Source organism: Kocuria sp. KKT182 (assembly GCF_055635395.1).
The window spans coordinates 1,245,953-1,271,596 of the sequence record NZ_CM145757.1 but is presented as its reverse complement, the minus strand read 5'-3'; the positions used below and the strand labels follow the sequence as shown (position 1 = coordinate 1,271,596).

Below are 25,644 nucleotides of genomic sequence, written 5' to 3'. Positions count from 1 at the left end.
CACACGCCGAGCGCGGGGCCGGCGGCGCGTCAGCGCGGTCCCAGGCCCAGCGGCCGTCCGGCGAGCCCGCGCGGGCGGGCGCCCATCGCGTCGGCGATGGCACGCAGGGCGACCGCGGCGGGCGAGCCCGGCGCGGACCACACCACCGGGCGGCCGGCGTCCCCGCCCTCGCGCAGGGCGACGTCGAGCGGCACGGCGCCGAGCAGCGGCACGTCGTAGCCGAGCCGCCGGGTCAGGGACTCCGAGATCCGGGTGCCCCCGCCGGCGCCGAAGAGCTCGAGCACGCTGCCGTCCGGCATCGGCATGCCCGCCATGTTCTCCACCACCCCGGCCACCCGCTGGCCGGTCTGCACCGCGAGCGCCCCGGAGCGCTCGGCGACCTCGACCGCCGCCTGCTGGGGCGTGGAGACCACGAGCACCTCCGCGGACGGCAGCAGCTGGGCCACGGAGATCGCGATGTCGCCCGTGCCCGGCGGGAGGTCGAGGAACAGGTGGTCCAGGTCGCCGAAGTGCACGTCCGTGAGGAACTGCTCCACGGCGCGGTGCAGCATCGGCCCGCGCCAGGCCACCGGCTGGTCCGGGTCCACGAACATCCCGATCGAGATGACCTTGAGCACCCCGGGGCGCCCGGTGTCCTCCCGCGCCTCCTCGGGGACGTCCACGACGGGGGGCAGGATCATGTCCCCCACCTGGGTGGGCGCCCGGTCGATGCCGAGCAGCCCGGGCACGGAGAACCCGTGGACGTCGGCGTCCACGATGCCGACCGACCGGCCGCGCGCGGCGAGCGCGGCGGCGAGGTTCACGGTGACCGTCGACTTGCCGACGCCGCCCTTGCCGCTGGTCACCGCGTGCACCCGGGTCAGGGAGGACGGGTCGTTGAAGGGGACGGTCCGGGTGTGGCCCACCCGGTCCTTCAGCGCGGTGCGCTGCTCGGGGGTCATCACCCCGATCTCGACGTCCACGGTGCGCACCCCCGCCACGGTCCCCACGGCGTCCCGGACGTCCCGCTCGATCGTCGAGCGGAGGGGGCAGCCGCTGATCGTCAGCAGCACGTGCACCGCGGCGTGGCCGGCGTCGTCGAGGCGGGCGGAGCGGATCATCCCCAGCTCGGTCACGGGCCGGCGCAGCTCCGGGTCGAGCACGCGGTCGAGCGCCGCGCGCAGGGCGGGGTCGAGGGTCTCGGGGGCGAGGACGTCGTCGGGGCGGGGCTCAGGCACGGGGGTTCCCTCGGGTCTCGGGGGCGGTGGGGCGGTCGGGGTTGCGGCTCCTGCGGCGGGCGCCCCGCCGCGGCGGGGCCCCCGGCTCGTCGGCGTCCGGGGCGTCGTCCTGGGACTCCAGGATCTCCTCGAGCACCGAGCGCAGCTCCGAGCGCACGAAGTCGCGGGTGGCGACGTCCCGCAGCGCGATCCGCAGCGAGGCGATCTCCCGGGTCAGGTACTCGGTGTCGGCGAGGTTCTGCTGCGCCCGGCGGCGGTCCTCCTCCTGGGTCACCCGGTCCCGGTCGTCCTGCCGGTTCTGCGCCAGCAGCAGCAGGGGCGCCGCGTAGGAGGCCTGCAGCGAGAGCATCAGCGTGAGCAGCGTGAAGTTGAGGTCCTTCGAGTCGAACTGCAGCTCCCGGGGGGCGATGGTGTTCCAGCCCAGCCACAGGGCCACGAACACCGTCATCCACAGCAGGAACTGCGGGGTGCCCATGAACCGGGCGAAGCCCTCGGTCATCCGCCCGAAGGCGTCGGGGTTCGGCCGGAACCGGTCCAGCAGTCCCGGCCGGTGCTCGCGCGGCTGGTCGAGGGCGTTGCCGCGGGTGCCGACGCGGGGGCGCCGGGGCTCGCGCTCACTCATACCGCTTGCCCACCTTCCGGATCGGGGTCCCGTCGTCGGCGGTGCGCCAGTCCTCGGGCAGCAGGGCGTCGAGGACGTCGTCGATCGTGATCGCCCCGACCACCCGGTCGTGGTCGTTGACCACAGGGATGATCGTGAGGTCGTAGGTCGCGAGCTCGCGCGCGACGTCCTGCAGGGAGGCGAGGTCGGAGACCGGCTCGAACGAGCGGTCGATGAGGTTGCCCACGGCCTCGGGCGGGGGATAGCGCAGCAGCTTCTGGGTGTGCACCATGCCGAGGTACTTGCCGGTGGGCGTCTCCAGCGGCGGGCGGGAGATGATCACGGCCGCCGCGACCGCGGGGCTGAGCTCCTCCTGGCGGATGTGCGCGAGCGCCTCGGCCACCGTGGCCTCCGGCGGCAGGATGATCGGCACGGGGGTCATGAGCGAGCCGGCCGTGCCCTCCTCGTACTCCAGCAGGCGCCGGACGTCCTCGGCGTCCTCGGGCTGCATCCGCGCGAGCAGCTCCTCGGCCTGGGCCTCGGGCAGCTCGTTGAGCAGGTCGGCGGCGTCGTCGGGCTCCATCTCCTCGAGCACCGTGGCCGCGCGGTCCGGCTCCATGTTGGTGAGGATGTAGACCTGGTCCTCCTCCGGGAGCTCCTCGAGGACGTCGGCAAGCCGGTCGTCCTGGAGCTCGTGGGCGATCTCGAGCATGCGCTTGGCCGACATGTCGTGGAGCTCGTCCGCGAGGTCGGCGGGCTGCTGCTCCTCGTGGGAGGCGACCCACTGGGTGGCCGGCTGGTGGCCCGCGGCGGAGGGGTCCCCCGCGTCCTCCCAGTCGATGATCAGCGTCTCGTTGCGGCGGCGCATCAGGCCCCCGCCCGTGCCGGTGCGGCGCACGAAGAGCTGGGTGATCAGCCAGTCCCCGGTGTTGCGCTTGCGCTCCATCGCCATGTCCTCGACCGTGGCGGAGCCGGAACCGTCGCGCAGCACCACGGTCCGGTCGAAGATCTCGCCGACGGCGAGGGTCTCCGCGCCGCGCTGCTCGAAGCGGCGCAGGTTCACGAGCCCCGTGCTGATGATCTTCTCCGCGTCGATGCTGGTCACGCGAGTCATCGGCACGAACACCCGCTTCTTGCCGAGGACCTCCACCACGAGGCCGACCACGAGGGGCCGGCGGGAGGAGCGGCCGTACCGGGAGCTGCCGCGCATGAGCACGACGACGTCGCGCAACCGCCCCAGACGGTCCCCCAGGGGGTCGAACACGTCGAGGCCGATCAGGCGCGCGATGAAGATCTTGTCGATGTGGCTGCTCACCGTACAAGACTACCCACCGGCTCCCCGGGCCCCTGCCCCGGGCCGTGGCCCGTGAGGGGACCGGGTCGGGGCGCGGTGGCGGGAGCGGATGGGGGAGAATGGGGGCATGAGCTCGCCACGGTCCCTGCCTCCCGCCAGCCCCGCCGTCCGCGGTCTGCCCCGCGGGGAGGTGATCGGGCGCTACGCCACGTACGCCGACGCGCAGAAGGCCGTGGACCACCTGGCGGACGAGCAGTTCGAGGTGGACCGGATCGCGATCGTCGGCAACGACCTGAAGTCCGTGGAGCAGGTGACCGGCCGGCTGAGCTATCCGAAGGTCGCGGGCCAGGGCGCGCTCAACGGCATGGTCTTCGGCGCGTTCCTCGGGATGATCCTGTCGCTGCTGGGCGGGGAGCAGTGGCTGTCCACACTGCTCGTGTCGGTGCTGATGGGCGGGGCCTTCTGGATGCTGCTCGCCACCATCACCTACGCCATGCAGCGCGGGAAGCGGGACTTCACCTCGACCAACCAGATCGTCGCCACGTCCTACGACGTCGTGGCCGCCCCCGAGGTGGCCCAGCGCGCCCAGCAGGTGCTCCAGGGGCTGCGCGGGCTGCAGAGCCTGCCGCGGACCGCTCCCGCGCCGCGGCCCGCTCCGCAGCAGGGTCCTCCGCAGGGGATGCGGCAGGGCCCCCCGCAGCCCGGGACGCCGGGGCGGCCCCCGGCGGGGGCCCCGTGGCAGCGGCCCTCCCACGGCGCCGCCCCGGAGCCGGCCGGCGGACCCGCGGGTCCCGCGCCCGCGGTCCCCGCGGCGGGCCAGGGCGAGCAGGCCGACGCGCCCGGCCGCTCCGCGATGTTCCAGGACCTGCCCGACGGCCGGCCCCAGTACGGCATCAGGCTCCCCGCCGGGGAGCCCGACGGGGAGCCCGACGGGGACGCCGCCGGTCAGGACGCGGCCCCGGACCGGTCCGGGCCGCCGGCCGGCGGGAGCACGTCCACCGACGCCTCCCGCTGACGGCCGGCGGCCGCCGGCTCAGCTGGGGTCGACGCCCTCCCGGGCGTGCCACAGACCGGTCATCCACGCCTCGACCTCGTCCGGGGTGCGGGGCAGCCCGGACGAGAGGTTGACGTTGCCGTCCTCGGTGATCAGGACGTCGTCCTCGATCCGCACGCCGATCCCGCGGTACTCCTCCGGCACCGCGAGGTCCTCCGCCTTGAAGTAGAGGCCGGGCTCGATGGTGAACACCATGCCGGGCTCGATGACCCCGTCCACGTACAGCTCCCGCTTGGCCTGCGCGCAGTCGTGCACGTCGAGGCCCAGGTGGTGGCTCGTGCCGTGCGGCATCCACCGCCGGTGGTGCTGGCCCGCCGCGGAGAGCGAGACCTCGGCGGGCACGGGCAGCAGGCCCCAGCTCTCCAGCCGCCGGGCCAGGACCTCCATGGCGGCGGCGTGCACGTCCCGGAACCGGTTGCCGGGCACCGCGGCGTCGAACGCGGCGTCGGCGGCGTCCAGGACCGCCTGGTAGATCCGCCGCTGCACCTCCGAGTAGCGGCCGTTCACCGGCAGGGTGCGGGTGATGTCAGCGGTGTAGAGGGAGTCGGCCTCCACGCCCGCGTCCACGAGGATCAGCTCCCCCGGGATCACCCTCCCGGTGTTGCGGATCCAGTGCAGGACCGTGGCGTTGTTGCCGCACGCCGCGATGGTGTCGTAGCCGAGGTCGTTGCCGTCCGTGCGGGCGCGGGCGAAGAAGGCGCCCTCGACCATGCGCTCGCCGCGGTGGCGGTGGCCCGCGGCGGCCGGCAGCACGTGCACGATGTCGGTGAAGCCCGCGATGGTCGCGTCCACGGCCTCGCGCAGCTGCCCGACCTCGTGGGCGTCCTTGACGAGCCGCAGCTCCGAGAGCGCCTCGGCGAGCTCGCCGTCGAGGGCGTCCGAGGACTCGAGGTCCACCCCGGTGTTGATCCGGGAGGTGTCCACCAGGGCGTCGACGTTCAGGTCCACCTCGCGCACGAGCCGGACCCGCAGGCCGCCCAGGGCGGTGGGCCCGGCGTTCTTGGTGACCGCGTCCTCGAGGCCCCCGAGGTCCCGGGTGCGCAGCCCGTAGGCGGCGCCCAGTTCCTCGAGGGTGGGGCGGGGGCCCACCCAGAACTCGCCGTTCTTGGCGTCGGCGTAGAACTCCTTCGAGTCCCGGCCGGCCATGGGGTGGAAGTACAGGGTGGCCTCGTGGTGGCCCCCGTCGTCGCCGGCGCCCTCCTGGACGGGCTCGAGCACCAGCACGGCGTCGGGCTCGTGGTCCACGCCCAGACCCGTGAGGTGCGCGAACGCGGAGTGCGGCCGGAAGCGGTAGTCGGTGTCGTTGGAGCGGACCTTGAGCGGCCCGGCGGGGAGCACGAGCCGCTCGCCGGGGAACCGCTCGGAGATCCGCCGGCGCCGCTCGGCGGCGAAGTCCGCGACCGGGGCCCGCTCCACCTCGGTGGGCTCCGCCTCCGCCCACTGGGACGCCATGAACTGCTGGAAGGCGGCGGAGTCGGGGCGCTGGGACCGGTTCTCGACCCGGTCCGAGAGCGGCTGCGCCGCGTCCTGGGGTGTGCTGCTGTGCTCTGTCATGATTCCTTTCCTCGCGTCGTCGGTCTCATCGTGCCACGGGAGGCGGCGGGCCGTCCGGCCCGGACCGGTATCGTGGAGCGGGTGAAGATCGACCTGCACACCCACTCGTCCGACTCCGACGGCACGGAGAGCCCGGCGGACGTGGCCCGCGCGGCGCACGCGGCGGGCCTGGACGTCTTCGCCCTCACCGACCACGACACCACGTCCGGGTGGCAGGCGGCCGGGGACGCCGCGGTGGCCCTCGGGGTCGCCTTCGTCCCGGGCATGGAGATCTCCTGCACCACCGAGGACGGGATCTCGGTGCACCTGCTGAGCTACCTGCACGACCCGCGGGAGCCACGGCTGCTCGCCGAGATCGAGTCCTCCCGCTGCTCGCGGCGCACCCGGGCCGAGCGCATGGTCGAGCTGCTGTCCGAGGACTACCCGATCGACTGGGACGTGGTCCTGGACCACGTGCGCGAGGGCGCGACCGTGGGCCGCCCGCACATCGCCGACGCGCTCGTCACCGTGGGGGTCGTGGAGAACCGCACCGCCGCCTTCGCCTCGGTGCTGCACAGCCGCTCCCGCTACTACGTCCCCCACTACGCCCCGGACCCGGTGCACGCGGTGCGCCTCGTCCGGGCCGCCGGCGGCGTGCCCGTCTTCGCCCACCCGCTCGCCGCGGCCCGCGGCCGGGTGGTCGGCCCGGAGGTCTTCGAGGCCATGATCGACGCCGGCCTCGGCGGGCTCGAGGTCGCGCACCGGGACAACCCCGACGACGCCCGGGCCCGGCTCGTCCGGATGGCCTCCGAGCACGACCTGGTGGTCACGGGCGCGAGCGACTACCACGGGGCCGGCAAGCCCAACCGGCTGGGGGAGAACCTGACGTCCGTCCAGTCGCTCGTGCGGATCGAGGAGCAGGCCGGCTCCGGGGTCCCCGTGCGCTACCCCTGAGGGCCCCGCCGCCTGCCGGGCGAGCCCGTGCTCAGTCCCACACGGTCGCGCCCGGCAGGCGGGCGCGCATGACCTCGATCGCCTCCGGGTTGCGGTCCACGCACACGAACCGCCGGTCCAGCTGCCCGGCGGCGGCGCCGAGCGTCCCGGAGCCGGCGAAGAAGTCCAGGACCCAGTCCCCGGGGGCGGAGCTCGCGGCGACCATCCGCCGCACCAGGCCCACGGGCTTCTGCGTGGGGTAGCCGGTCTTCTCCCGGCCGGTGGGGGAGACGATGGTGTGCCACCACACGTCCGTGGGCAGCTTGCCCAGCCGCACCTTCTCCGGGGTCACCAGGCCCGGGGCCATGTACGGCTCCCGGTCGACCTCGGCGCTGTCGAACAGGTACCGCTCGGGGTCCTTGACGTACACCAGGACGTTGTCGTGCTTGGCGGGCCAGCGGCGGCGGGAGCGCCCGCCGTAGTCGTAGGCCCAGATGATCTCGTTGAGGAAGCACTCCCGCCCGAAGATCGCGTCCAGCATCACCTTCGCGTAGTGCACCTCCCGGTAGTCCAGGTGCAGGTACAGCGTCCCGTCGTCGGCCAGCACCCGCCACGCCTCCCGCAGACGGGGCTCCAGGAACCCCCAGTAGTCGGCGAACGCGTCGTCGTAGCTGCGCAGGGCCCCCAGCACGGTCGTGTAGGAGCGGCCGGCGAAGCCGGTGCGGTCGCCCTCCCCGGCGGCGGCCGGGGTCACCGTGGACTCCCGCCGCCGCTGGGTGCGGCCCGTGTTGAAGGGCGGGTCCACGTAGATCATGCGGAAGGCCCCGCCGGGCAGCCGCCGCAGGAGATCCAGGTTCTCCGCGGCGACCACCGCGTCGGGGCCCTCGGCGTCGAAGGCGAAGGGGCTCACTCGCCGGCGGTGCCGCTCTGCTCCGGCGAGGCCGCGCTGCTGCGGCGGCGCCGGCGGCGCCGGGTGGTGCCGTCCGAGGTGCGCTCCACCGAGGTCTCCCGGGGCGCCTCGGGAGCCGTCTCGCGCGCAGCTGCCCGGGGCGCCCGGGCGTCCTCGCGCGGAGCGGACGACGTCGCGGCGTCGTCGCGGCGGCCGCGGCCGCCGCGCCCCTCACCGCGGCCGGACCCGCCGCGGTCGCCGCGGCCGGAGCCGCGCCCCTCGCCGCGGCCGGCACCGCGGTCGCGCGAGCGCCCGTCCCGGCCCTCGCCGCGCGGGCCGCTCTTGCGCCCGCCGGGCTCGCCGAGGTCCTCGAGGACCTCGGCGCCGAGCCCCTCGTGGGTGCGCCTGGAGCGGGGGAGCCGGCCCTTGGTGCCCTTCGGGATGCTCAGCTCCTCGTACAGGTGCTCGGAGGAGGAGTAGGTCTCGCGGGGCTCGGGGATGCCGAGCTCCAGGGCCTTGTCGATCAGCCGCCAGCGCGGGATGTCGTCCCAGTCCACGAACGTCACGGCCGTGCCCTTGTTGCCCGCGCGGCCGGTGCGGCCGGTGCGGTGCAGGTAGGTCTTCTCGTCCTCGGGGCACTGGAAGTTGATGACGTGCGTGACGTCCTCGACGTCGATGCCGCGGGCGGCGACGTCCGTGGCCACGAGCACGTCGACCTTGTTGTTGCGGAACGCGCGCAGCGCCTGCTCGCGGGCGCCCTGCCCCAGGTCGCCGTGCAGCGGGGCGGCGGCGAAGCCGCGGGTGATCAGCTCGTCCGCGAGCTTGGCCGCGGCCCGCTTGGTCTTGGTGAACACGATCGTGCGCCCCCGGCCCTCGGCCTGCAGGATCCGGGCCACGACCTCGTCCTTGTCGAGGTGGTGCGCCCGGTAGACCACCTGGCGGATGTCCTTCTTGGTGGCGCCCTCGTCCGGCGCGGCGGCCCGGATGTGCATGGGCTTGGTCATGTAGCGGCGGGCCATGGCCACCACGGGCCCGGGCATCGTCGCGGAGAAGAGCATCGTCTGCCGGACCTCGGGCACGGCCGAGAGCAGCTTCTCGACGTCGGGCAGGAAGCCGAGGTCGAGCATCTCGTCGGCCTCGTCGAGCACCACGGCCCGCACCGCGGACAGGTCGAGGTGGCGCTGCCGGTTGAGGTCGATGAGCCGGCCGGGGGTGCCGACGACGACCTCGACGCCCGCCTGCAGCTGCTCGATCTGGGGCTCGTAGGCGCGGCCGCCGTAGATGGTGGCCACCCGGGCGTCGCGGGTCCGCGCGGCGGTGGCCAGGTCGTGGCCGACCTGGACGGCGAGCTCGCGGGTGGGCACCACGATGAGCGCCTGCGGGGCGCCCGGCTTCTTCAGCTGGTCCCACCCCGCGTCGCCGCGGCCCACGACGCGCTGGACCACGGGGATGCCGAAGCCGAGGGTCTTGCCCGTGCCGGTCTTGGCCTGCCCGATGATGTCCTGCCCGGACAGCGCCACCGGCAGGGTCATGGCCTGGATGGGGAAGGGGTGGACGATGCCCTCGGCGGCGAGGGAGTCCACGATGTCCTGGCGCACCCCGAACTCGGCGAAGTCCTGGGGCAGCGGCTCGGGGTGCTCGGTGGTCTCGACGACCACCTCGGGGGTGCCGTCGAGGACGGTCCCGTCGTCGGGCGCGGCGGCGTCCGGTGCGGTGTCGGTGATGTGGTCGGTCACGGTCGGTTTCCTTACGACTCGGGCACGCCCGCTGAAGGGAGGGGACCTCGGGGTCCGGCCTCCGGGCCGCCGTGCTGGCGGGCGCCGGGGGGGCGTGCGTTGGGTGGAAGCCGATCGTGAGCGTGCGCCGCCTCGACCGCGCGGGCCACGGGAGCGTGGCGCCCGGGTCCGGTCCTGCGCGAGGCCGCCGTGGGGGGCCTGTTCGCGGGGAGCGGGGGCGAGTAGGTGTCTGTCGTTCGTGGGATCGCGGGTACGACCGGTCATCCAGTGCACTCAACAGTGTAGCCCGACGACCGCGCACGCTCCGTGCGGTCGCCGGGCCGGGTCCGCCGTGCCGGGCGGAGGGGGTCTCAGCCGTCCTGGGCGAAGGGGGTGAAGCCGACCGCCCGCTTCTGCTCCGCGCCGACGGCGGCGTAGCCGATGACGCCCGCGGGGACGACCGTCACGTTGCCCTTGGTGTCCGTCAGGGTCAGGGGGGACCCGGAGGACAAGGCCGCGGTGATCAGCTCCACGGCCTCCGGCGCCTCGAGCGCGGAGTCGACGACGATCTCCCGGGCGACGTGCTGAACACCGATCTTGATTTCCATGGTTCCTCCTGGTCGGGGCTGCGGGATGCGTCCCGGCCAGTCTAGGAGGGCGCTACTGCCAGTCCTCGTCGATGATCGAGATTCCGCCCCAAGCTAAACGGAAGATCTGGCGCTGGGCCTCGGCCCGGCCGCCGGTGCCCGGGTTGCGGATCCAGTGCACCGCGGCGGTCTGCGCCATGCCGGTGAGGGAGCGGGAGACGAGCACGGCGTGCGGGTGGCTCAGCCCCGCGTTGGGCCCGAGGACCCCGGCGATCGAGTCCGCCACGGCGAGGTGGAAGCTCTCGAAGCGCTCCGCGACCTCCGGGTCCGCCAGCAGGTCGGACTCGAAGATCAGCCGGTGGGCCTCCGGATTGGCCTCGACGAAGCCGAAGTAGACGTCCAGCATGGACTCGACCCGCTCGCGGTTCACGTCGCTGCCCTGCAGCGCCGTGACGAGCCCGAGCGAGAGCTCCTGCAGGTAGTGGTCCACGAGGGCGAGGTACAGCTCGCGCTTGCCGGGGAAGTGCTGGTAGAGGACGGGCTTGCTCACCTGGGCGGCGTCGGCGATGTCGTCCATGGACGACCCGTGGTACCCGTTCGAGGAGAACACGGTCAGCGCCGTCTCGAGCAGCTGCCGCCGGCGGGCCTCGCGCGGGAGGCGCGCCGGGCGGCCTCTCCTGGTCTCAGTCATGAACCGTTCCTCCTCAACCGGTCGGCGGCGCCGGCCGAACGAATGCTGCCCTACCCCGCGGCCTGGGACCGGGTGGCGGCTTCCGGCGGCGCCCCGGCCGCCGGTGGTGCGCTCTCCTCCGCGGCGGGCGCGGGGACCTCGATGCCGTACAGCGCCGCCAGACCGGTGATGTACTCGTCCTGCCGGCCCTGCGCGGCGAGCTCGCGCGCGCGGACGGTGGGGGTGTGCAGCAGGGAGCGGACCATGCGCCGCATCGCGAGCTCGATCTGCTCCTGGGCGGCCGTGCATCCGTGGTGGGAGGTGACCTTCTCGAGCTCGGCGTCCAGGACGGCCATGGTGTGCTTGCGCAGGGCGACGATCGCGGCGTCCATGTCCCGGGCCTCCTGGCTCGCGGCGAACTCCTGGGCGGCGCGCTCGACGATCCCGCTCGCGGCGTCGACGGACTCCCGGGTCTCGTCCGGGGCGGCCACGCGCACCGACTCGAGGGTGATGAGCTCGACGCCGGGCAGGTCCGCCACGGCGGGGTCGAAGTCGCGGGTCAGGGCCAGGTCGACCACGGTGCGGGACCCGGCGGGGAACGCGGCGGCGCCCATGGGGGCGGAGCCGCCGCTGCAGCCGATCACGACGTCGGCGCGCTCCAGGGCCGCGGCCAGCTCCGCGGTCCCCACCGGGGTGCCGCCGCGGTTCTCGGTGAACTGCTCCGCCCGGCCCGACGCCGAGTACACCTCGATGTCCGCGCAGCCGCGGTCGCGCAGGGCCGCCATGGTCGCCCCTGCGTAGGCGCCCGTGCCGAACACGAGGGCCCGGCGCGACGTCCAGGTGCCGGACGTGACGTCGTCGGCGAGGTCCAGGGCCACGGAGACGATGGAGCGGCCGCGCTCGCCCAGGGCGGTCTGCGTGCCCACCTTGCGGGCGGTGCGGGCGGCCGCCTCGAACAGCCGCTGGAGCTTGCCGGAGACCGTCCCCGCCTGCTGGGCGTCGTTGAGGGCGCGCCGGACCTGCCCTGTGATCTCGCGCTCGCCCACCACGGCGGACTCCAGCCCGGAGACCACGGTGAAGAGGTGGCGTGCGGCGCCGGAGTCGGTGAAGGCCCGCAGGGAGTCGGCCACGAACTCGGGGTCGAGCCCGGCGCGGGAGCCGATCTGCTCGGCGAGCTCGGCCAGGACCCGGTCCAGCGCCGCCCCGGACGGGACGCCCGGCGTGTCCTCGAGCTCCCCGTAGATCTCGAGCCGGTTGCACGTCGAGAGGGTCACGGCGCCCCGGAGCGGGCCGCTGCGGACCATCTCCTCGGACAGCCCGAGCGCACCGGTGCTGAGACGCGCAACGGTGTTCAGATCGACGTTCTGATGGGAGGCGACGAGAGCGAAGAGGACCACAGTGCATTCATACTAGACGGTCACCGCGGATCCGCGCCTCAGTGACGTCCGAGAGGCCGCTCACGTCCGTCACCGACCGGCCCCTCCCGGACCCCGGTGACGCTGCGTCGGTAAACGACGTCGGTGTTCCTTGGCACAATGGGAGCACTATGCCTACCACCCCTGAGACGGCGAGCACGCCGGACACGTCGACCGCAGCCGTTCCCGGGCACCCCACGGGCGGCACCCACCCCTCGGCGGCGTTCCGGCGCCTGACCGGATCGCTCGGGGCGCTGCCGCAGGGCCATCCGCTGCGGGCCGCCGGCACACTGGACGCCCCGCTGCTGCAGGCCCTCACGGGCCGCGCGCCCGGCCGCCGCCCGGTGTGGTTCATGCGGCAGGCGGGCCGGTCACTGCCGGAGTACCGGTCCCTGCGCCAGGGCACCGCCATGCTCGACGCCTGCCTGGACCCCGCGATGGCCGCCGAGATCACGCTCCAGCCGGTGCGCCGGCACGACGTCGACGCCGCCATCTTCTTCTCCGACATCGTCGTGCCCATGCGCGTGGCCGGCGTGGACGTCGAGATCGTCCCGGGCCGCGGCCCCGTCCTGGAGCGCCCCGTGCGCACGGCCGCCGACGTCGCCGCCCTGCCCGAGCTCACCGAGGGCTCCCTCGACCCGATCCGCGAGGCCGTCGCCCGCACCGTCGCGGAGCTCGGGGCGACCCCGCTCATCGGCTTCGCCGGGGCGCCGTTCACCGTGGCCGCCTACATGGTCGAGGGCGGGCCCTCCCGGGACCACCTGCTGCCGCGCACGATGATGCACGCCGACCCGGCGGCCTGGCGGGCGCTCGCCGAGTGGGCGGCCCGGACGTCCGGGGCGTTCCTGCGCGCCCAGGTCGAGGCCGGCGCCTCCGCCGTGCAGCTCTTCGACTCCTGGGCGGGCTCCCTGTCCCTGGCCGACTACTCCGCGCACGTGGTGGAGCACTCGGCGGCCGCGCTGCGCGCCGTCGAGGACCTCGCCGTGCCCCGGATCCACTTCGGCACCGGCACCGGTGAGCTGCTCGCCGCGATGCGGGACGCCGGCGCGGACGCGGTGGGCGTGGACTACCGGATCCCGCTGGCCGAGGCCAACCGGCGGCTCGGCGGGTCCACCGTGCTGCAGGGCAACATCGACCCGGCCCTGCTCACCGCCCCCTGGCCCGTGCTCGCCGAGCACGTGCGCGAGGTGCTGGCCGGCGGGGCCACGGCGCCCGGGCACGTGGTGAACCTCGGCCACGGCGTCCCGCCGGGCACCGACCCGCAGGTGCTGACGGACCTCGTGTCCTTCGTCCACGACCAGCCGCTGGAGCAGACCCCTCGCGGCGGCAGGCCGTGAGCGCGGAGCGGGACGGCCGGCCCGCCCGCCGGACCCCGCCCCGATCCGCCCTCGTGGTGGGCGGCGGCGTCTCCGGGCTCGTGGCCGCCCGCGACCTGGCGGCCCGCGGGCTGCGCGTCACCCTGGTCGAGGCCGAGGACCACCTCGGGGGAGCCGTCGGCGCCCACCAGGTGGCGGGCCTCGTCCTCGACTCGGGCGCCGAGTCCTTCGCGACCCGCTCCCGGGCGGTCCCCGACCTCCTGGACGAGCTCGGCCTCGGCGAGCGCGTGGTGCACCCCAACCGCTCCGGCTCGTGGCTGTTCCTGCCGGAGGGCGCCGTGCCCGCCCCCGACTCCGGGATCCTGGGCATCCCCGCCGACCCGACCGCCCCCCGGCTGCGGGCGGCCCTCGGCCGTGCCGGCATGCTGCGCGCGAGCCTCGACCGCCGGCTGCCGGCCTTCGTCGGCATGACCGAGCGCTCCCTCGGCGGCCTCGTCCGGGCGCGGATGGGGGAGCGGGTGCTGGACCGGCTCGTCGCGCCGTTCGCCACGGGCGTGCACTCCGCCCACCCCGACGACCTCGACGTCGACGCCGTCGCCCCCGGTCTGCGGCGGGCCCTGCGCGAGCACGGGTCCCTCGGCGCCGCGGCGGGCGCCCTGCGCCGCGCCGCGCCCGCGGGCGCGAACGTGGCCGGGCTGCGCGGCGGCATGAACGCGCTGTCCGAGACCCTCGTGCACGACCTCGAGCGGGCGGGCGTGAAGCTCGTCACCGGCTACGACGTCATCGCCCTCGACCGCGACCCCCGGCGCGAGGGCTGGATGGTCATCCAGCGCCAGCCGCGCTTCGGCCACAAGACCGCCGTGGCGCGCGGGGAGCTGCTCGTGATGGCCACCGACGGCACGACCGCCGTCCGGCTCCTCGCCAGCCACGAGGAGGGGCTCCAGCGGTTCGCCCCCGGGGCCGGGCCCCAGGTGGCCCTGGCCACGCTCGTGGTCGACGAGCCGCGCCTCGACGGCGCCCCCCGGGGCACCGGCCTGCTCGTGAGCGAGGACGCCCGCGGCGTGCGCGCCAAGGCCCTCACCCACGCGAGCGCCAAGTGGGACTGGGTCCGGCAGGCGGCCGGCCCCGGCCGGCACGTGCTGCGGCTCTCCTACGGGCGCGCCCAGCCCGACGCCACCGCCGTGCCCCCTGAGGTGGCCCTGCCCGACGACCAGCTCATCCGCCTGGCCCTCTCCGACGCCTCGACCCTCATGGGCATGCCCCTGCGGCCCGCCCAGCTCGTCGGCGCGGACATCGTGCGCTGGCGCTCCGCGCTGCCCCGCACCGGCGTCGGGCACGCCCGGCGGGTCGCCGACTTCCGGCGGGCGCTGGCGGCGCTGCCCGACGCCGTCGCGGTCGGCGGGTGGCTCGCGGGCACGGGCCTCGCCTCCGTCGTCGCCGACACCCGGGCCCAGGTCCGCGCCCTGCTCGCCGAGGCGGGCGTCCCGGACGACGCCGCGCCGGCCGCCGCCGAACCGGCACGCACCCCACCGACCAGCACCCGACGAAAGGACTGAGCCTTGTCCCACGACACCAGCCCCCACGAGCACGGCGGTCACCCCGCAGCCACGCCCGAGCCGACGCAGGACGGCGGCGCGGAGCGGCTGCACTGGGCCGTCTGGTCCGTGTTCGCCCGCCCCGCCGGCGGGGCCGCGGCCCGCACGGCCGGCGACGACGCCTCCGCGGCCGCCGAGTTCGACGGTGTCGTCGAGCAGCTGGCGGCCGAGGGCGTGACGCTGCGCGGCGCCTACGACGTCTCGGGGATGCGCGAGGACGCCGACGTCCTCACGTGGCTGCACGGCGACGACCCCCAGGCGCTCCAGTCGGCGGTCCGCCGGCTGCGCCGCACGGAGCTCCTGGCCGGCACCGCGCAGGCCTGGAACGCGATGGGGGTGCACCGGGACGCCGAGTTCACCCGGAACCACTCGCCGTCCTTCGCCCGCGGCGTCGCCCCCGAGGACTGGGTCTGCGTCTACCCGTTCGTGCGCTCCTACGAGTGGTACTACATGAACGCCCAGCGCCGCGCCGAGATGCTGCGCAACCACGGCATGGCGGCGCGCGACTACCCCCAGGTCCTCGCCAACACCATCGCGTGCTTCGGGCTCAACGACTTCGAGTGGCTGCTCGCGCTCGAGGCCCCCGAGCTGGTCGACCTCGTCGACGTCATGCGGGCCTTCCGCAACACGGAGGCCCGGCTGCACGTGCGCGAGGAGACACCGTTCTACACGGGCCGCCGGATCCGCTCCGAGGAGCTCGCGGAGGTGCTCCGATGAGCGCCGAGAACGCCCTGTCGCGGGCCCGCGCGCACGCGCCGGAGCACTACGACGCCGTCGTCCTCTCGTCCTTCGGCGGGCCGGAGGGGCAGGACGACGTCCTGCCGTTCCTGCGCAACGTCACGAAGGGCCGCGGCATCCCCGACGAGCGGCTGGAGGAGGTGGCCACCCACTACCGGGCCAACGGCGGCGTCAGCCCCATCAACGCCCAGAACCGCGCGCTGCGCTCCGCCCTCGAGGCCGAGCTGCTCGGCCGGGGCCTGAGCGTGCCCGTGCTGTGGGCCAACCGGAACTGGGCGCCCTACGTGGCGGACGTGGTGCGGGAGTGCCACGCGCGCGGGCTGCGCAAGCTCCTGGTGCTCGCCACCAGCGCCTACTCCAGCTACTCCGGCTGCCGCCAGTACCGCGAGGACTACGGCGTGGCGCTCGAGGAGCTCGGCCTCGCGGACGAGATGCAGGTCGACAAGGTCCACCAGTACTACGACTCCGAGGGCTTCGTGCAGCCCTTCGTCGAGGGCCTCCGGGAGGGCCTCGCGCAGGTGCGCGACCGGCTCGGCGCCGACGGCGGCAGGATCGCGGTCCTGTTCTGCACCCACTCCATCCCCACGACCGACGCCGAGGCCTCCGGGCCGGCGCGGATGGACTTCGAGGAGGGCTCCGCCTACGTCGCCCAGCACCTGGCCGTGGCCCGGACCGTGCTGGAGCGCGTGGGGCCGGAGGAGCTCGGGGACCACACCTGGGACCTCGTCTACCAGTCCCGCTCCGGGCCGCCGCAGGTGCCGTGGCTCGAGCCGGACGTCAACGACGCCCTCGAGGAGCTCGCCGAGCGCGGTGTCGCCGGCGTGGTCCTCGTGCCGCTGGGCTTCGTCTCCGACCACATGGAGGTCAAGTGGGACCTCGACACGGAGGCCCTGGAGACCTGCGAACGGCTCGGCCTCCCGGCCGTGCGCACCCCCACCGCGGGCACCCACCCGGCGTTCGTGGCCGGGCTCGCGGACCTCGTGGAGCAGCGCGTCGCCGGGCGCGCCGCCCCGCCGCGGCTCTCCGCGTGCGCCGAGGGCACGTGGTTCGACGACTGCGCCCCGGACTGCTGCGTCAAGGTGCTGCGCGGCGCCGCCGGGCCCCGTCCGACCATCGCGCAGCGCCCCCAGGGCGAGCCCCTCCCGGTCGCCCTCGACGAGGCGGGGGAGGTGCGGTGGTCGTGACGGCCGCGGCGCAGGGGCTCCCGGTGCTGCGGGTCGGGACCCGCGGCTCCCGGCTCGCGCTCACCCAGACCACCACGGCGGCCAGGGCCGTCGCGGCGGCGGGCGGGCTCGAGCCGGAGCTCGTCACGATCCGCACCGAGGGCGACGTCCTGACCGGGCCCCTGTCCCAGATGGGCGGCACCGGGGTCTTCGCCACGGCCCTGCGGGCCGCGCTGCTGGCGGGATCCGTGGACCTGGCCGTGCACTCCCTCAAGGACCTGCCCACCGCTCCCGTGCCGGGCCTCGAGGTCGCCGCGGTGCCGGAGCGGGAGGACCCCCGGGACGCCCTGTGCGCCCGCGACGGGCTGACCCTCGCCGGTCTGCCCGCCGGCGCGAAGGTCGGCACCGGCTCCCCGCGGCGCGCGGCGCAGGTGCGCGCGGCGCGCCCGGACCTGGAGATCGTCGACATCCGCGGCAACGTGGGCACCCGGCTGGGGCGGGTGGCCCCCGGCGACCTCGACGCCGTGGTGCTCGCCGCCTCCGGGCTGCGGCGGCTCGGGCTGGAGGACGCGATCACCGAGCTGATCGACCCGTCCGTCATGCTCCCCGCCCCCGGGCAGGGCGCCCTGGCCCTCGAGTGCCGCACCGAGGACGCCTCGGGGGACACCCCGCTCGCCGCCGCCCTCGCCGCGGTGGACCACCTGGAGACCCGCCTGGCCGTGACCGCGGAACGGGCGCTGCTGACCCGGCTCGAGGCCGGCTGCGCGGCCCCCGTGGGCACCTTCGCGCGGATCGAGGACGGCGTGCTCGTGCTCGACGTCGTCGTGGCCGACCCGGACGGCAGCCGGGTCATGCGCCGCAGCGGCCGCACCGCGGAGCGCGGCGTCGACGACGCCCGCGCCCTCGGCCACCGGCTGGGCGACGAGCTGCTCGCCGACGGCGCCGGCCGGCTGGCCCGGTTGACGCTCTGAGACCCGTGCCGCACCCCGGCCCCGCCGACCGCTCCGCCGACCCGGCCGCCGCCCTGCGCGGGGCCAGGGTCGTCGTGACCCGTTCCGCCGACCGGGCCAGGGAGCTCGTGGCGCTGCTGCACGGGCACGGGGCCCGGGTCCGGCTCGCCCCGCTGCTCGAGGCCACCCTCCCCGGGGACACCGGTCCCGTGGCCGCCCTGCTGGACCGGGCGGCGGACCCGGGGGCCGCCGCCGGGTCCTGGCTGGTGGTCACCTCGGTCACCACCGTCCGGGCCCTGCGCGCGGTCGCGGGGGAGCCGTCCGGCACGGCACTCGGCGACCGGTTCGCGGCGGCCCGGCGGGCCGGCCTGCGCGTGGCCGCGGTGGGGGACGCCACGGCCGCGGCCCTCACGGCGGCCGGGCTGCGGCCGGACCTCGTGCCCGGCGCGGTGCACTCGGCCGCCGGGCTGCTCGCCGACTGGCCGCCGGAGCCGGCTCCCGGCACCGTCCTGCTGCCGCTCTCCGCCCGGGCCCGGCCCACCCTCGAGACCGGTCTGACCGCGCGGGGGTACGGGGTGCTGACGGCCACGGCCTACGAGACCGTGCCCTGGCCGGCGCCCGCGCCCCTCGTGCGGCGGGCCGCGGCCCAGGGGGAGGCCGACGGCACGGACGACGACGCGGTCGACGGCACGGACGACGACACGGATCGCGGCGTGGACGGGCGCGTGGCCGAGCTCCACCGGTCCGACCTGCTGCAGGTCCTGGCCGCGGGCGAGGCCGACGCCGTGGTGCTCACGGCGCCGTCCCACCTCGCCGAGCTCGTGCGCGACGACCCCGACGTCCTGGCCGGCACCGTCCTCGTGGCCATCGGCGAGCCGACGAGACGCGCCGCCGCCGAGCGCGGCCTGCCGTCCGTGGCCGCGTCCCTGCCCACCCCGGAGGGGATCCGCGACGCCCTCGCCCGGGCCCTCACCGCACCCGCGGCCTCCCGGGCGGCCGCGGGGGCGCCCGCCCCGACCCCGACGCCGGCGGCTCCGCCGCCGGCCGCACCGACCACACCGATCCCGACGACACCGATCCCTGCGACCGAGGAGACGAACTCCGTGACCCACCGAATTCCCCGCTACGACCTGGTGTCCCGCCCCCGCCGCCTGCGCACCACCCCGGCCGTGCGCCGGCTCGCCGCGCAGACCAGGGTCCATCCGTCCGACCTCATCCTGCCCGTGTTCGTCCGCGAGGGCCTCGCCGAGCCCGCCCCGCTCGGCTCCATGCCGGGGGTCGTCCAGCACTCCATGGACTCGCTCCGGCGCGCCGCTGCCGAGGCCGCGGCCAAGGGCCTCGGCGGGTTCATGATCTTCGGCGTGCCCGCCGAGCGGGACCCCGAGGGCAGCGCCGGGTGCGACCCCGAGGGCATCCTGAACCGGGCGCTGCGCGCCGTGCGCGCCGAGGTCGGCGACGACCTCGTCGTCATGGCCGACCTGTGCCTGGACGAGTTCACCGACCACGGGCACTGCGGCGTCCTGGCCGAGGACGGGACCGTGGACAACGACGCGACCCTGGAGATCTACGGCCGGATGGCCGTGGCCCAGGCCGAGGCGGGCGCCCACGTGCTCGGGCCCTCCGGCATGATGGACGGCCAGGTCGGCGTGATCCGCTCCGCCCTCGACGAGGCCGGGCACCCCGACGTCGCCGTCCTGGCCTACTCCGCGAAGTACTCCTCCGCGTTCTACGGCCCGTTCCGCGAGGCCGTGGACTCCCAGCTGCAGGGCGACCGCCGCAGCTACCAGATGGACCCCGCCAACCGCCGGGAGGCGCTGCACGAGCTGCAGCTGGACCTGGACGAGGGCGCCGACATGGTCATGGTCAAACCGGCCATGAGCTACCTCGACATCCTCCGCGACGTGGCCGAGGTCTCCCCGGTGCCCGTCTCCGCGTACCAGATCTCCGGCGAGTACGCCATGATCGAGGCCGCCGCCGCCAACGGCTGGATCGACCGCCGGGCCGCGATCCAGGAGTCCGTGCTGTCCATCCGCCGCGCGGGCGCCGACTCCGTGCTCACCTACTTCGCCGTCGAGCTCGCGGACTGGTTCCGCGAGGAGAACGGCCTCTCCTGACCCCCACCGTCCCCCGAGCCGGCACCCCCGGCGGAAGGAAGCAGACAAACCCATGAGCGTTTCCCAGGAACTCTTCGACCGCGCGCGCAAGGTCATGCCCGGCGGGGTCAACTCCCCGGTGCGGGCCTTCGCGTCCGTGGGCGGCACCCCGCCCTTCATCACCGCGGCCAAGGGCCCGTACCTCACCGACGTCGACGGCCGCGAGTACGTCGACCTCGTCAGCTCGTGGGGGCCCGCCCTCGTCGGGCACTCCCACCCGGCCGTCATCGAGGCCGTGCACGAGGCCGTGGAGCGCGGCCTGTCCTTCGGGGCCACGACCCGCGGGGAGACCGAGCTGGCCGAGCTCGTGGTCGAGCGGATCGGCGCGATCGACGAGCTGCGCATGGTCTCGACCGGGACCGAGGCGGCCATGACCGCGATCCGCCTGGCGCGCGGCGTGACCGGCCGGGACCTCGTCGTGAAGTTCGCCGGGTGCTACCACGGGCACGTGGACTCCCTGCTGTCCGAGGCGGGCTCCGGCGTGGCGACCCTCGCCCTGCCCGGCTCCGCCGGGGTCACCGCGGCCACCGCGGCCGAGACCCTGGTGCTGCCCTACAACGACCTCGCCGCCGTGGAGGAGGCCTTCGCCGCCCACCCCGGCCGGATCGCCGCCGTCATCACCGAGGGCGCGCCCGCCAACATGGGTGTGGTCACCCCCGGCGAGGGCTTCAACGCGGGCCTGCGCCGGCTCACGCGCGAGCACGGGGCGCTGATGATCTTCGACGAGGTGCTGACCGGGTTCCGCGTGCACGAGGCCGGCTACTGGGGTCTCACCGCCGCGGGCGAGGACGGCTGGGAGCCCGACCTGTTCATGTTCGGGAAGGTCATCGGCGGCGGGCTGCCGGTCGCCGGCGTGGGCGGGCGGGCCGGGGTCATGAACCACCTGGCGCCCCTGGGCCCCGTCTACCAGGCCGGGACCCTGTCCGGGAACCCGGTGGCGATGGCCGCGGGCGCGGCGACCCTGCGCACCGCGGACCGGATCGCCTACCAGACCGTCGACCGGCGCTCGGCGCAGCTGCAGGAGGCGGTGCGCGCGGCGCTGACCGAGGCCGGGGTCGACCACTCCATCCAGTCGGCCGGCAACCTGTTCTCGGTGGCCTTCGGCACCTCCGCCGCCGGCGTGCACGACTACGCGCAGGCCAAGGCGCAGGAGACGTTCCGCTACCCGGCGTTCTTCCACGCGATGCTCGACCAGGGCGTCTACCTGCCCCCGTCGGTGTTCGAGGCGTGGTTCCTCTCCGCCGCGCACGACGACGCCGCGATGGACCGGATCGTCTCCGCCCTGCCGGCCGCGGCGCGCGCGGCCGCCGAGGCCCGGCCGGCCGCCTGACCCCGGCCGCCGGGGCCCGGCCGGCCGCCGTCCCGGGGAGCGCTCAGGCGTCCTCGGGGCGGCGGAGCGGCCACGCGCCGTCGACCACCGCGTCCGGGCGGGTCCGGCGGAAGTACTCCTGGAGGCTCGCGGCCTGCTCGGCCGCCCACCCCACCTGGTCGGCGTGCAGCGCGGCCGCCGGGCGCACCAGCTCGGGGAAGCGGCGGGCCATCAGCACCGCGAGCCGCTCCGTCGCGACCGAGTCCGCCGCCGAGGTGTGCGCCGCGGTGAGCTCGACCCCGTACTCCTCGCACAGCGCCCCGAGGGTGCGCTTGCCGCGCCGGTACCGGTGCACCTGCTTGTTGAGGACGTAGGGGTCCAGCACCGGGAAGGGCTGCGGGACCTCCACCCCGTGGCGCCGGCCCTCGTGGGCGAGGACCGTGAAGTCGTAGGAGGCGTTGAACACCAGCACGGGCGTGCCCGCGGCGAAGAGGCCGGCCAGGACGCCCGCGATCTCCGCGACCACCTCCGCGGCGGGCCGGCCCTCGGCGCGGGCCCGCTCGGTGCTCACCCCGTGCACGGCGGCCGCCTCCTCGGGGATCTCCACCCCCGGGTCCGCCAGCCACTCCCACTCGTCCGTCACGGCGCCGGCGGCGTCGGTGCGCACGACGGACGCCGTGACGATGCGGGCCGTGTGCGGGTCACGGCCGGTCGTCTCGAGGTCGAAGGAGGCGCGCGGACCCTCGGTCCACGCGGGGGACGCCTCCGGGGCGCCCGCGGACCCCTCGAGGTCGAAGAGCACGTCCTGCTCCGCGGCGTCGTCCGGCGCGGGCGGGGCGGGCCTCGGCGCGCGCAGCGGGGCGGCGTCGAACAGGGGCAGCTGGTCGGTGGGGCCGGCGGGGCCTGAGGGCGAGGACATGGCTCCCACCGTACCGGCCCCCTCCGACCCGCCACGGACGCGGCCGCCCCGGCCGACGCCTCCGTGCGCACCGGTCCGGAACCGTCCGGGTACGCACGGACGCGGAGCGCTTAGACCGTCGGAGTCCCGTGATGAGATGAGACCCATGCGGCACACCGAGGACAGCACCCACGCCACGAGCTCCGCCCTGCCCGGGGCGGGGCCGGTGCGCTGGACCCTGGTGCCGCCGCACGGCTCCGCGCCGGAGCGCGCCCCGTGGCGGCCGAACCCCGAGCAGGAGGAGATCGCCGGGCTCCCGGCCGGGTGCGGCCCCCGGCTCGTGCTCGGCGGCCCCGGGACCGGGCGGACCCGGGTGCTCGTGGAGCTGGCGGCCCGCCGGATCGGCGGGGGCCTGGACCCGGACCGGCTGCTCGTGCTCACGCCGTCCCGGCTCTCGGCGGCCCGGCTGCGGGACGACCTCACGGCCGCGGTCTCGGCCACCATGAGCTCCCCGCCCGTGCGGGCCTGGCAGTCCTACGCCTTCGACCTGCTCCGGCGGGCCCAGAACCAGGGACTGCTCCCGGGCGTCGCGCACGGACCCAAGCTGCTGTCCGGCCCGGAGCAGGACGTGCTGATCGGCGAGCTCATGGCCGGGCACGCCGCCGGCTTCGGGGCCCCCGTCGTGTGGCCCCCGGACCTCCGGGAGGCGCTCGCCACCCGCGGCTTCCGGCAGGAGGTGCGCGAGCTCTTCGACCGCATGTCCGAGTACGACCTCGCCCCCGACGACCTCCGCCGCCTCGCCCGGCGCCTGGAGCGCCCGGACTGGGCGGCGGCCGCCACGATGCAGGCCGAGTACCAGGCCGTGCGCCGGCTGCGGATGCCGGAGTCCTACGACCCGGCGGCCCTCGTCACGGAGGCCGCGCGGGTCCTCGAGGAGCAGCCGGAGTTCCTGCGGGCCGAGCAGGAGCGCCTCGACCTCGTGCTCGTCGACGACCTGCACGAGGCGACGCCCTCGATCCACCGGCTGCTCGCCGTGCTGTGCCGGGGACGGGACACCGTGCTGACCGCCTGCACGGACACCGTGGTCCAGGGCTTCCGCGGGGCCCGCCCGGACCTGCTGCGCACCCTCGAGGACCGGCTCGCCGAGCCCGCGCGCCCCCTGCGGCGGCACCCCCTGGGCACGAGCCGGCGGATGCCCGGGGCCGTCGCGGAGGTGTGGCAGCGCGTGGCGGAGCGGATCCCCGCCGTGGCCGGGGCCCGGCACCCCCGCGCCCTCCGGCCCGCCGGGAGCGCCCCGGGCGCTGCGGACACGGGCCACGGCGCGGATACCGCGACCGTGCCGGCCGACGTCGCGGTGGACGGCACCGGAGACCGCGCGGCGCCCGGAGAGGTCACCACGGTGGTGCTCTCCTCGCCGCTGCACGAGGCCCGCTGGATCGCGTACCAGGTCCTGGAGCGCCACCTGGTGCACGGCGTCCCGCTGGCGGACATGGCCGTGGTCGTGCGCAACGGCCGCTACCTGGAGGGGCTCGAGCGCCAGCTCTCCGCCCTCGGCGTGCCCGTCAGCACCTCCGCCGCGGAGACGCCGGTGCGCGACGAGCCCGCGGTGCGCCCGCTGCTGGGTGCCCTGCGCATCGTGACCGAGGCCGCCGCGGCGGCCGCGGACCGCGAGGAGGACCCGCACTTCGGCGCCCTCACGGTCCAGGCGGCCGTCGACCTGCTCTCCTCGCGGATCGGCAACGCCTCCCCGATGGACGTCCGCCGGCTCCGCCAGCGGCTCCGGGCGGAGGAGCTCGCCGCGGGGGGTCTGCGCACCAGCGACGACCTGCTCGTGGAGGCCCTCGTGGCCCCCGGGGCGCTCGACGCCGCCGGCGTGCGCTCCGTGCCGGCCCGCCGGATCGCCCGGATGCTCGCGGCCGGGACCCGTGCCCTCCGGGAGGAGGGCGCCACGGCCGAGACCGTCCTGTGGGCGCTGTGGGAGGCGGCCGGGGTCGCCGAGTCCTGGCGGCGCCGTGCACTGGAGGGCGGCCCGGCGGGGGAGCGGGCCGACCGCGACCTCGACGCCGTGGTGGGCCTGTTCGAGTCCGCCGAACGCTACGTGGACCACCTTCCCGGGGCCGGCCCCGCCCAGTTCCTGGACTACATCGACAACCAGGATTTGCCCATGGACACCCTGGCCGCCCGCGCCCCGACCGACGAGACGGTCGAGATCATGACGCCCGCCACCGCCGCGGGCCGGCAGTGGCCGGTGGTCTTCGTCGCCGGCGTGCAGGAGGGCGTGTGGCCCAACACCCGCCTGCGCGGGCAGCTGCTCGGCGCGGACCTGCTCACGGACGCGCTGGACCTCGGCGTCGACCAGGCCGCGCGGGTCACCCCGGTCACCCGCATGCGCGAGGTCCGCCACGACGAGCTGCGCTCCTTCTCCGCCGCCGTCTCCCGCAGCTGCGGCACGCTCGTGGTCACGGCGGCCTCCGGCGAGGACGAGCAGCCCTCGGAGTTCCTGGACCTCGTCGACCCGCCCGGCTCGCGGCCCGGGGACGGCGCCCGGGCCGTGGTGGACGCCCCCCGGCCCATGACCCTGCGCGCCCTCGTGGCCGAGCTGCGGCAGTGGGTCCAGCTGCACGAGGAGGACCCCGTGCGCTCGGAGGCCGCGGCCCGGCTGCTCCACCGCATCTCCTCCTCCCCGCGCCCGGTGCCCGGCGCCCACCCCGACACCTGGTGGGGCGCGGCGGAGCTCTCCAGCACGGCGCCCGTCTTCGACGACGGGGTCCCCGTGCCCGTCTCCCCGTCCCGGATCGAGACCATCCACCGGTCCCCGCTCGACTGGTTCGTGGCCGCCTCGCGGGCCGAGGCCGCGACCGACCTCAGCCGCAGCCTCGGCTCGCTCGTGCACGCCATCGCCGAGGAGCTGCCGGAGGCGTCGGGCTCGGAGCTCGTCGCCGAGCTCGAGCGCCGCTGGCCCACGCTGGGGCTGCCGGACACCTGGGAGTCCGCGGTCCAGCTCGAGCGCGCCCGGCAGATGCTGCGCAAGTTCGCCCAGTACGTCGTGGACGCCCGCAGCAAGCACGGCCGCCGGCTGGCCTCCGTGGAGGGGGCGTTCAGCGTGCTCGTCCAGGGGCGGGCGCGCGACGCCCTGCTCCGGGGCCGCGTGGACCGCCTGGAGCTCGACGAGCAGGGCCGCTACGTCGTCGTCGACCTCAAGACCGGCCGGAACCAGCCCGCCGGGGCGAAGATCGCCGAGCACCCGCAGCTCGCGGCCTACCAGGTGGCGCTCACGGCGGGAGCGGGCACGGCCATGGTCGCCGGCGAGGACGAGACCGTCCTCGAGCTGCCCGGCGGCACCGTGACGGAGCTCTCCGGCGGCGCCCTGCTCGTCCAGCTCGGCACCCGCGCCAAGTCCCCCTCCGTGCAGCAGCAGGACCCCCTCGACCCGGACGCCACGTGGGCGCGGGACCTGATCACCCGGGCCGCGGAGCTCGTGGCCGGGGAACGGTTCACCGCCCGCCACGACCAGGCCGAGGGCGCCTTCAACGGGCACGGGTGCAAGCTGCCGCAGATCTGCCCGCTGTGCGCCGAGGGACGGCAGGTGAGCGAACCGTGAGGACCGTGCGGAC

20 protein-coding genes and 1 pseudogene are annotated in these 25,644 nt (G+C 75.8%); 11 read left to right on the top strand and 10 right to left on the bottom strand.

Annotated elements, in window-relative coordinates; translation table 11 throughout:
• Positions 1–29: 29 nt before the first annotated feature.
• The 3 genes from ACZ2G1_RS05795 to ACZ2G1_RS05785 are packed head-to-tail and all read right to left on the bottom strand — an operon-like array spanning position 30 to position 3,133.
• The gene (locus ACZ2G1_RS05795; RefSeq protein ID WP_109222083.1) at positions 30–1,217 is read right to left on the bottom strand and encodes an Mrp/NBP35 family ATP-binding protein; all 1,188 of its coding nucleotides are present in this window, start codon (positions 1,215–1,217) and stop codon (positions 30–32) included.
• The gene (locus ACZ2G1_RS05790; RefSeq protein ID WP_017833421.1) at positions 1,210–1,839 is read right to left on the bottom strand and encodes a DUF1003 domain-containing protein; all 630 of its coding nucleotides are present in this window, start codon (positions 1,837–1,839) and stop codon (positions 1,210–1,212) included. The genes ACZ2G1_RS05795 and ACZ2G1_RS05790 overlap by 8 nt, the downstream gene beginning before the upstream one ends.
• Positions 1,832–3,133: a magnesium transporter MgtE N-terminal domain-containing protein gene (locus tag ACZ2G1_RS05785; protein ID WP_035927407.1), complete on the bottom strand. Its 1,302-nt coding sequence runs from the start codon at positions 3,131–3,133 to the stop codon at positions 1,832–1,834. The genes ACZ2G1_RS05790 and ACZ2G1_RS05785 overlap by 8 nt, the downstream gene beginning before the upstream one ends.
• A 106-nt stretch (positions 3,134–3,239) precedes the next feature.
• Between ACZ2G1_RS05785 and ACZ2G1_RS05780 the strand changes: the two genes are divergently transcribed.
• On the top strand, positions 3,240–4,127 hold the full coding sequence (locus ACZ2G1_RS05780) for a YflT domain-containing protein (protein WP_470377573.1): 888 nt from the start codon (positions 3,240–3,242) through the stop codon (positions 4,125–4,127).
• 18 nt (positions 4,128–4,145) lie between these two features.
• Here ACZ2G1_RS05780 and ACZ2G1_RS05775 read toward each other — a convergent pair whose 3' ends face one another.
• Complete coding sequence (locus tag ACZ2G1_RS05775; protein WP_035927404.1) at positions 4,146–5,720, bottom strand: aminopeptidase P family protein; 1,575 nt, start codon at positions 5,718–5,720, stop codon at positions 4,146–4,148.
• An 81-nt stretch (positions 5,721–5,801) separates the two neighbouring features.
• Here ACZ2G1_RS05775 and ACZ2G1_RS05770 point away from each other — a divergent pair, with 81 nt between their 5' ends.
• Positions 5,802–6,653 (top strand): PHP domain-containing protein, encoded by an 852-nt coding sequence (locus tag ACZ2G1_RS05770; RefSeq protein WP_031283018.1) that lies wholly within the window; start codon positions 5,802–5,804, stop codon positions 6,651–6,653.
• A gap of 31 nt (positions 6,654–6,684) precedes the next feature.
• Here ACZ2G1_RS05770 and ACZ2G1_RS05765 read toward each other — a convergent pair whose 3' ends face one another.
• The 5 genes from ACZ2G1_RS05765 to ACZ2G1_RS05745 form a co-directional block, all read right to left on the bottom strand.
• Positions 6,685–7,542: a DNA-methyltransferase gene (locus ACZ2G1_RS05765; protein WP_017833427.1), complete on the bottom strand. Its 858-nt coding sequence runs from the start codon at positions 7,540–7,542 to the stop codon at positions 6,685–6,687.
• The gene (locus tag ACZ2G1_RS05760; RefSeq protein WP_017833428.1) at positions 7,539–9,257 is read right to left on the bottom strand and encodes a DEAD/DEAH box helicase; all 1,719 of its coding nucleotides are present in this window, start codon (positions 9,255–9,257) and stop codon (positions 7,539–7,541) included. Before ACZ2G1_RS05760 ends, ACZ2G1_RS05765 begins: the two co-directional genes overlap by 4 nt.
• A 350-nt stretch (positions 9,258–9,607) precedes the next feature.
• Complete coding sequence (locus ACZ2G1_RS05755; RefSeq protein ID WP_017833429.1) at positions 9,608–9,844, bottom strand: DUF3107 domain-containing protein; 237 nt, start codon at positions 9,842–9,844, stop codon at positions 9,608–9,610.
• Positions 9,845–9,896: 52 nt separating this feature from the next.
• The gene (locus ACZ2G1_RS05750; RefSeq protein WP_017833430.1) at positions 9,897–10,514 is read right to left on the bottom strand and encodes a TetR/AcrR family transcriptional regulator; all 618 of its coding nucleotides are present in this window, start codon (positions 10,512–10,514) and stop codon (positions 9,897–9,899) included.
• A gap of 50 nt (positions 10,515–10,564) precedes the next feature.
• A complete protein-coding gene (locus ACZ2G1_RS05745; RefSeq protein ID WP_017833431.1) occupies positions 10,565–11,890 on the bottom strand; it encodes a glutamyl-tRNA reductase in 1,326 nt (441 codons plus the stop codon).
• 149 nt (positions 11,891–12,039) lie between these two features.
• On the opposite strand from ACZ2G1_RS05745, the gene hemE reads away from it, so the two are divergent.
• The 8 genes and pseudogenes from hemE to hemL all read left to right on the top strand — a co-directional run bounded on the left by hemE (position 12,040) and on the right by hemL (position 21,153).
• Positions 12,040–13,245 (top strand): uroporphyrinogen decarboxylase, encoded by a 1,206-nt coding sequence (gene hemE, locus ACZ2G1_RS05740; protein ID WP_017833432.1) that lies wholly within the window; start codon positions 12,040–12,042, stop codon positions 13,243–13,245.
• Positions 13,242–14,780, top strand: coding sequence for a protoporphyrinogen oxidase (hemG, locus tag ACZ2G1_RS05735; RefSeq protein WP_470377572.1), 1,539 nt, complete (start codon positions 13,242–13,244; stop codon positions 14,778–14,780). The genes hemE and hemG overlap by 4 nt, the downstream gene beginning before the upstream one ends.
• A gap of 3 nt (positions 14,781–14,783) precedes the next feature.
• Positions 14,784–15,536, top strand: coding sequence for a hydrogen peroxide-dependent heme synthase (hemQ, locus tag ACZ2G1_RS05730; RefSeq protein ID WP_095650638.1), 753 nt, complete (start codon positions 14,784–14,786; stop codon positions 15,534–15,536).
• Entirely contained in the window at positions 15,533–16,741 is a 1,209-nt protein-coding gene (locus ACZ2G1_RS05725) for a ferrochelatase (protein ID WP_176337626.1), read from the top strand. The genes hemQ and ACZ2G1_RS05725 overlap by 4 nt, the downstream gene beginning before the upstream one ends.
• On the top strand, positions 16,732–17,691 hold the full coding sequence (hemC, locus tag ACZ2G1_RS05720) for a hydroxymethylbilane synthase (protein ID WP_017833436.1): 960 nt from the start codon (positions 16,732–16,734) through the stop codon (positions 17,689–17,691). The genes ACZ2G1_RS05725 and hemC overlap by 10 nt, the downstream gene beginning before the upstream one ends.
• 5 nt (positions 17,692–17,696) lie before the next feature.
• Positions 17,697–18,557 (top strand): annotated as a pseudogene (locus tag ACZ2G1_RS05715) (uroporphyrinogen-III synthase); the annotation flags it as partial.
• Positions 18,558–18,785: 228 nt separating this feature from the next.
• Positions 18,786–19,784 (top strand): porphobilinogen synthase, encoded by a 999-nt coding sequence (gene hemB, locus ACZ2G1_RS05710; protein WP_425323799.1) that lies wholly within the window; start codon positions 18,786–18,788, stop codon positions 19,782–19,784.
• A 52-nt stretch (positions 19,785–19,836) separates the two neighbouring features.
• On the top strand, positions 19,837–21,153 hold the full coding sequence (gene hemL, locus ACZ2G1_RS05705) for a glutamate-1-semialdehyde 2,1-aminomutase (RefSeq protein WP_017833438.1): 1,317 nt from the start codon (positions 19,837–19,839) through the stop codon (positions 21,151–21,153).
• A gap of 43 nt (positions 21,154–21,196) precedes the next feature.
• Here the strand turns inward: hemL and ACZ2G1_RS05700 are convergent, their stop codons facing one another.
• Positions 21,197–22,051 (bottom strand): 3'-5' exonuclease, encoded by an 855-nt coding sequence (locus ACZ2G1_RS05700; protein WP_081994426.1) that lies wholly within the window; start codon positions 22,049–22,051, stop codon positions 21,197–21,199.
• Between the two features lie 145 nt (positions 22,052–22,196).
• On the opposite strand from ACZ2G1_RS05700, the gene ACZ2G1_RS05695 reads away from it, so the two are divergent.
• Positions 22,197–25,631 (top strand): ATP-dependent helicase, encoded by a 3,435-nt coding sequence (locus tag ACZ2G1_RS05695; RefSeq protein ID WP_470377571.1) that lies wholly within the window; start codon positions 22,197–22,199, stop codon positions 25,629–25,631.
• The last annotated feature ends 13 nt before the right edge of the window (positions 25,632–25,644 follow it).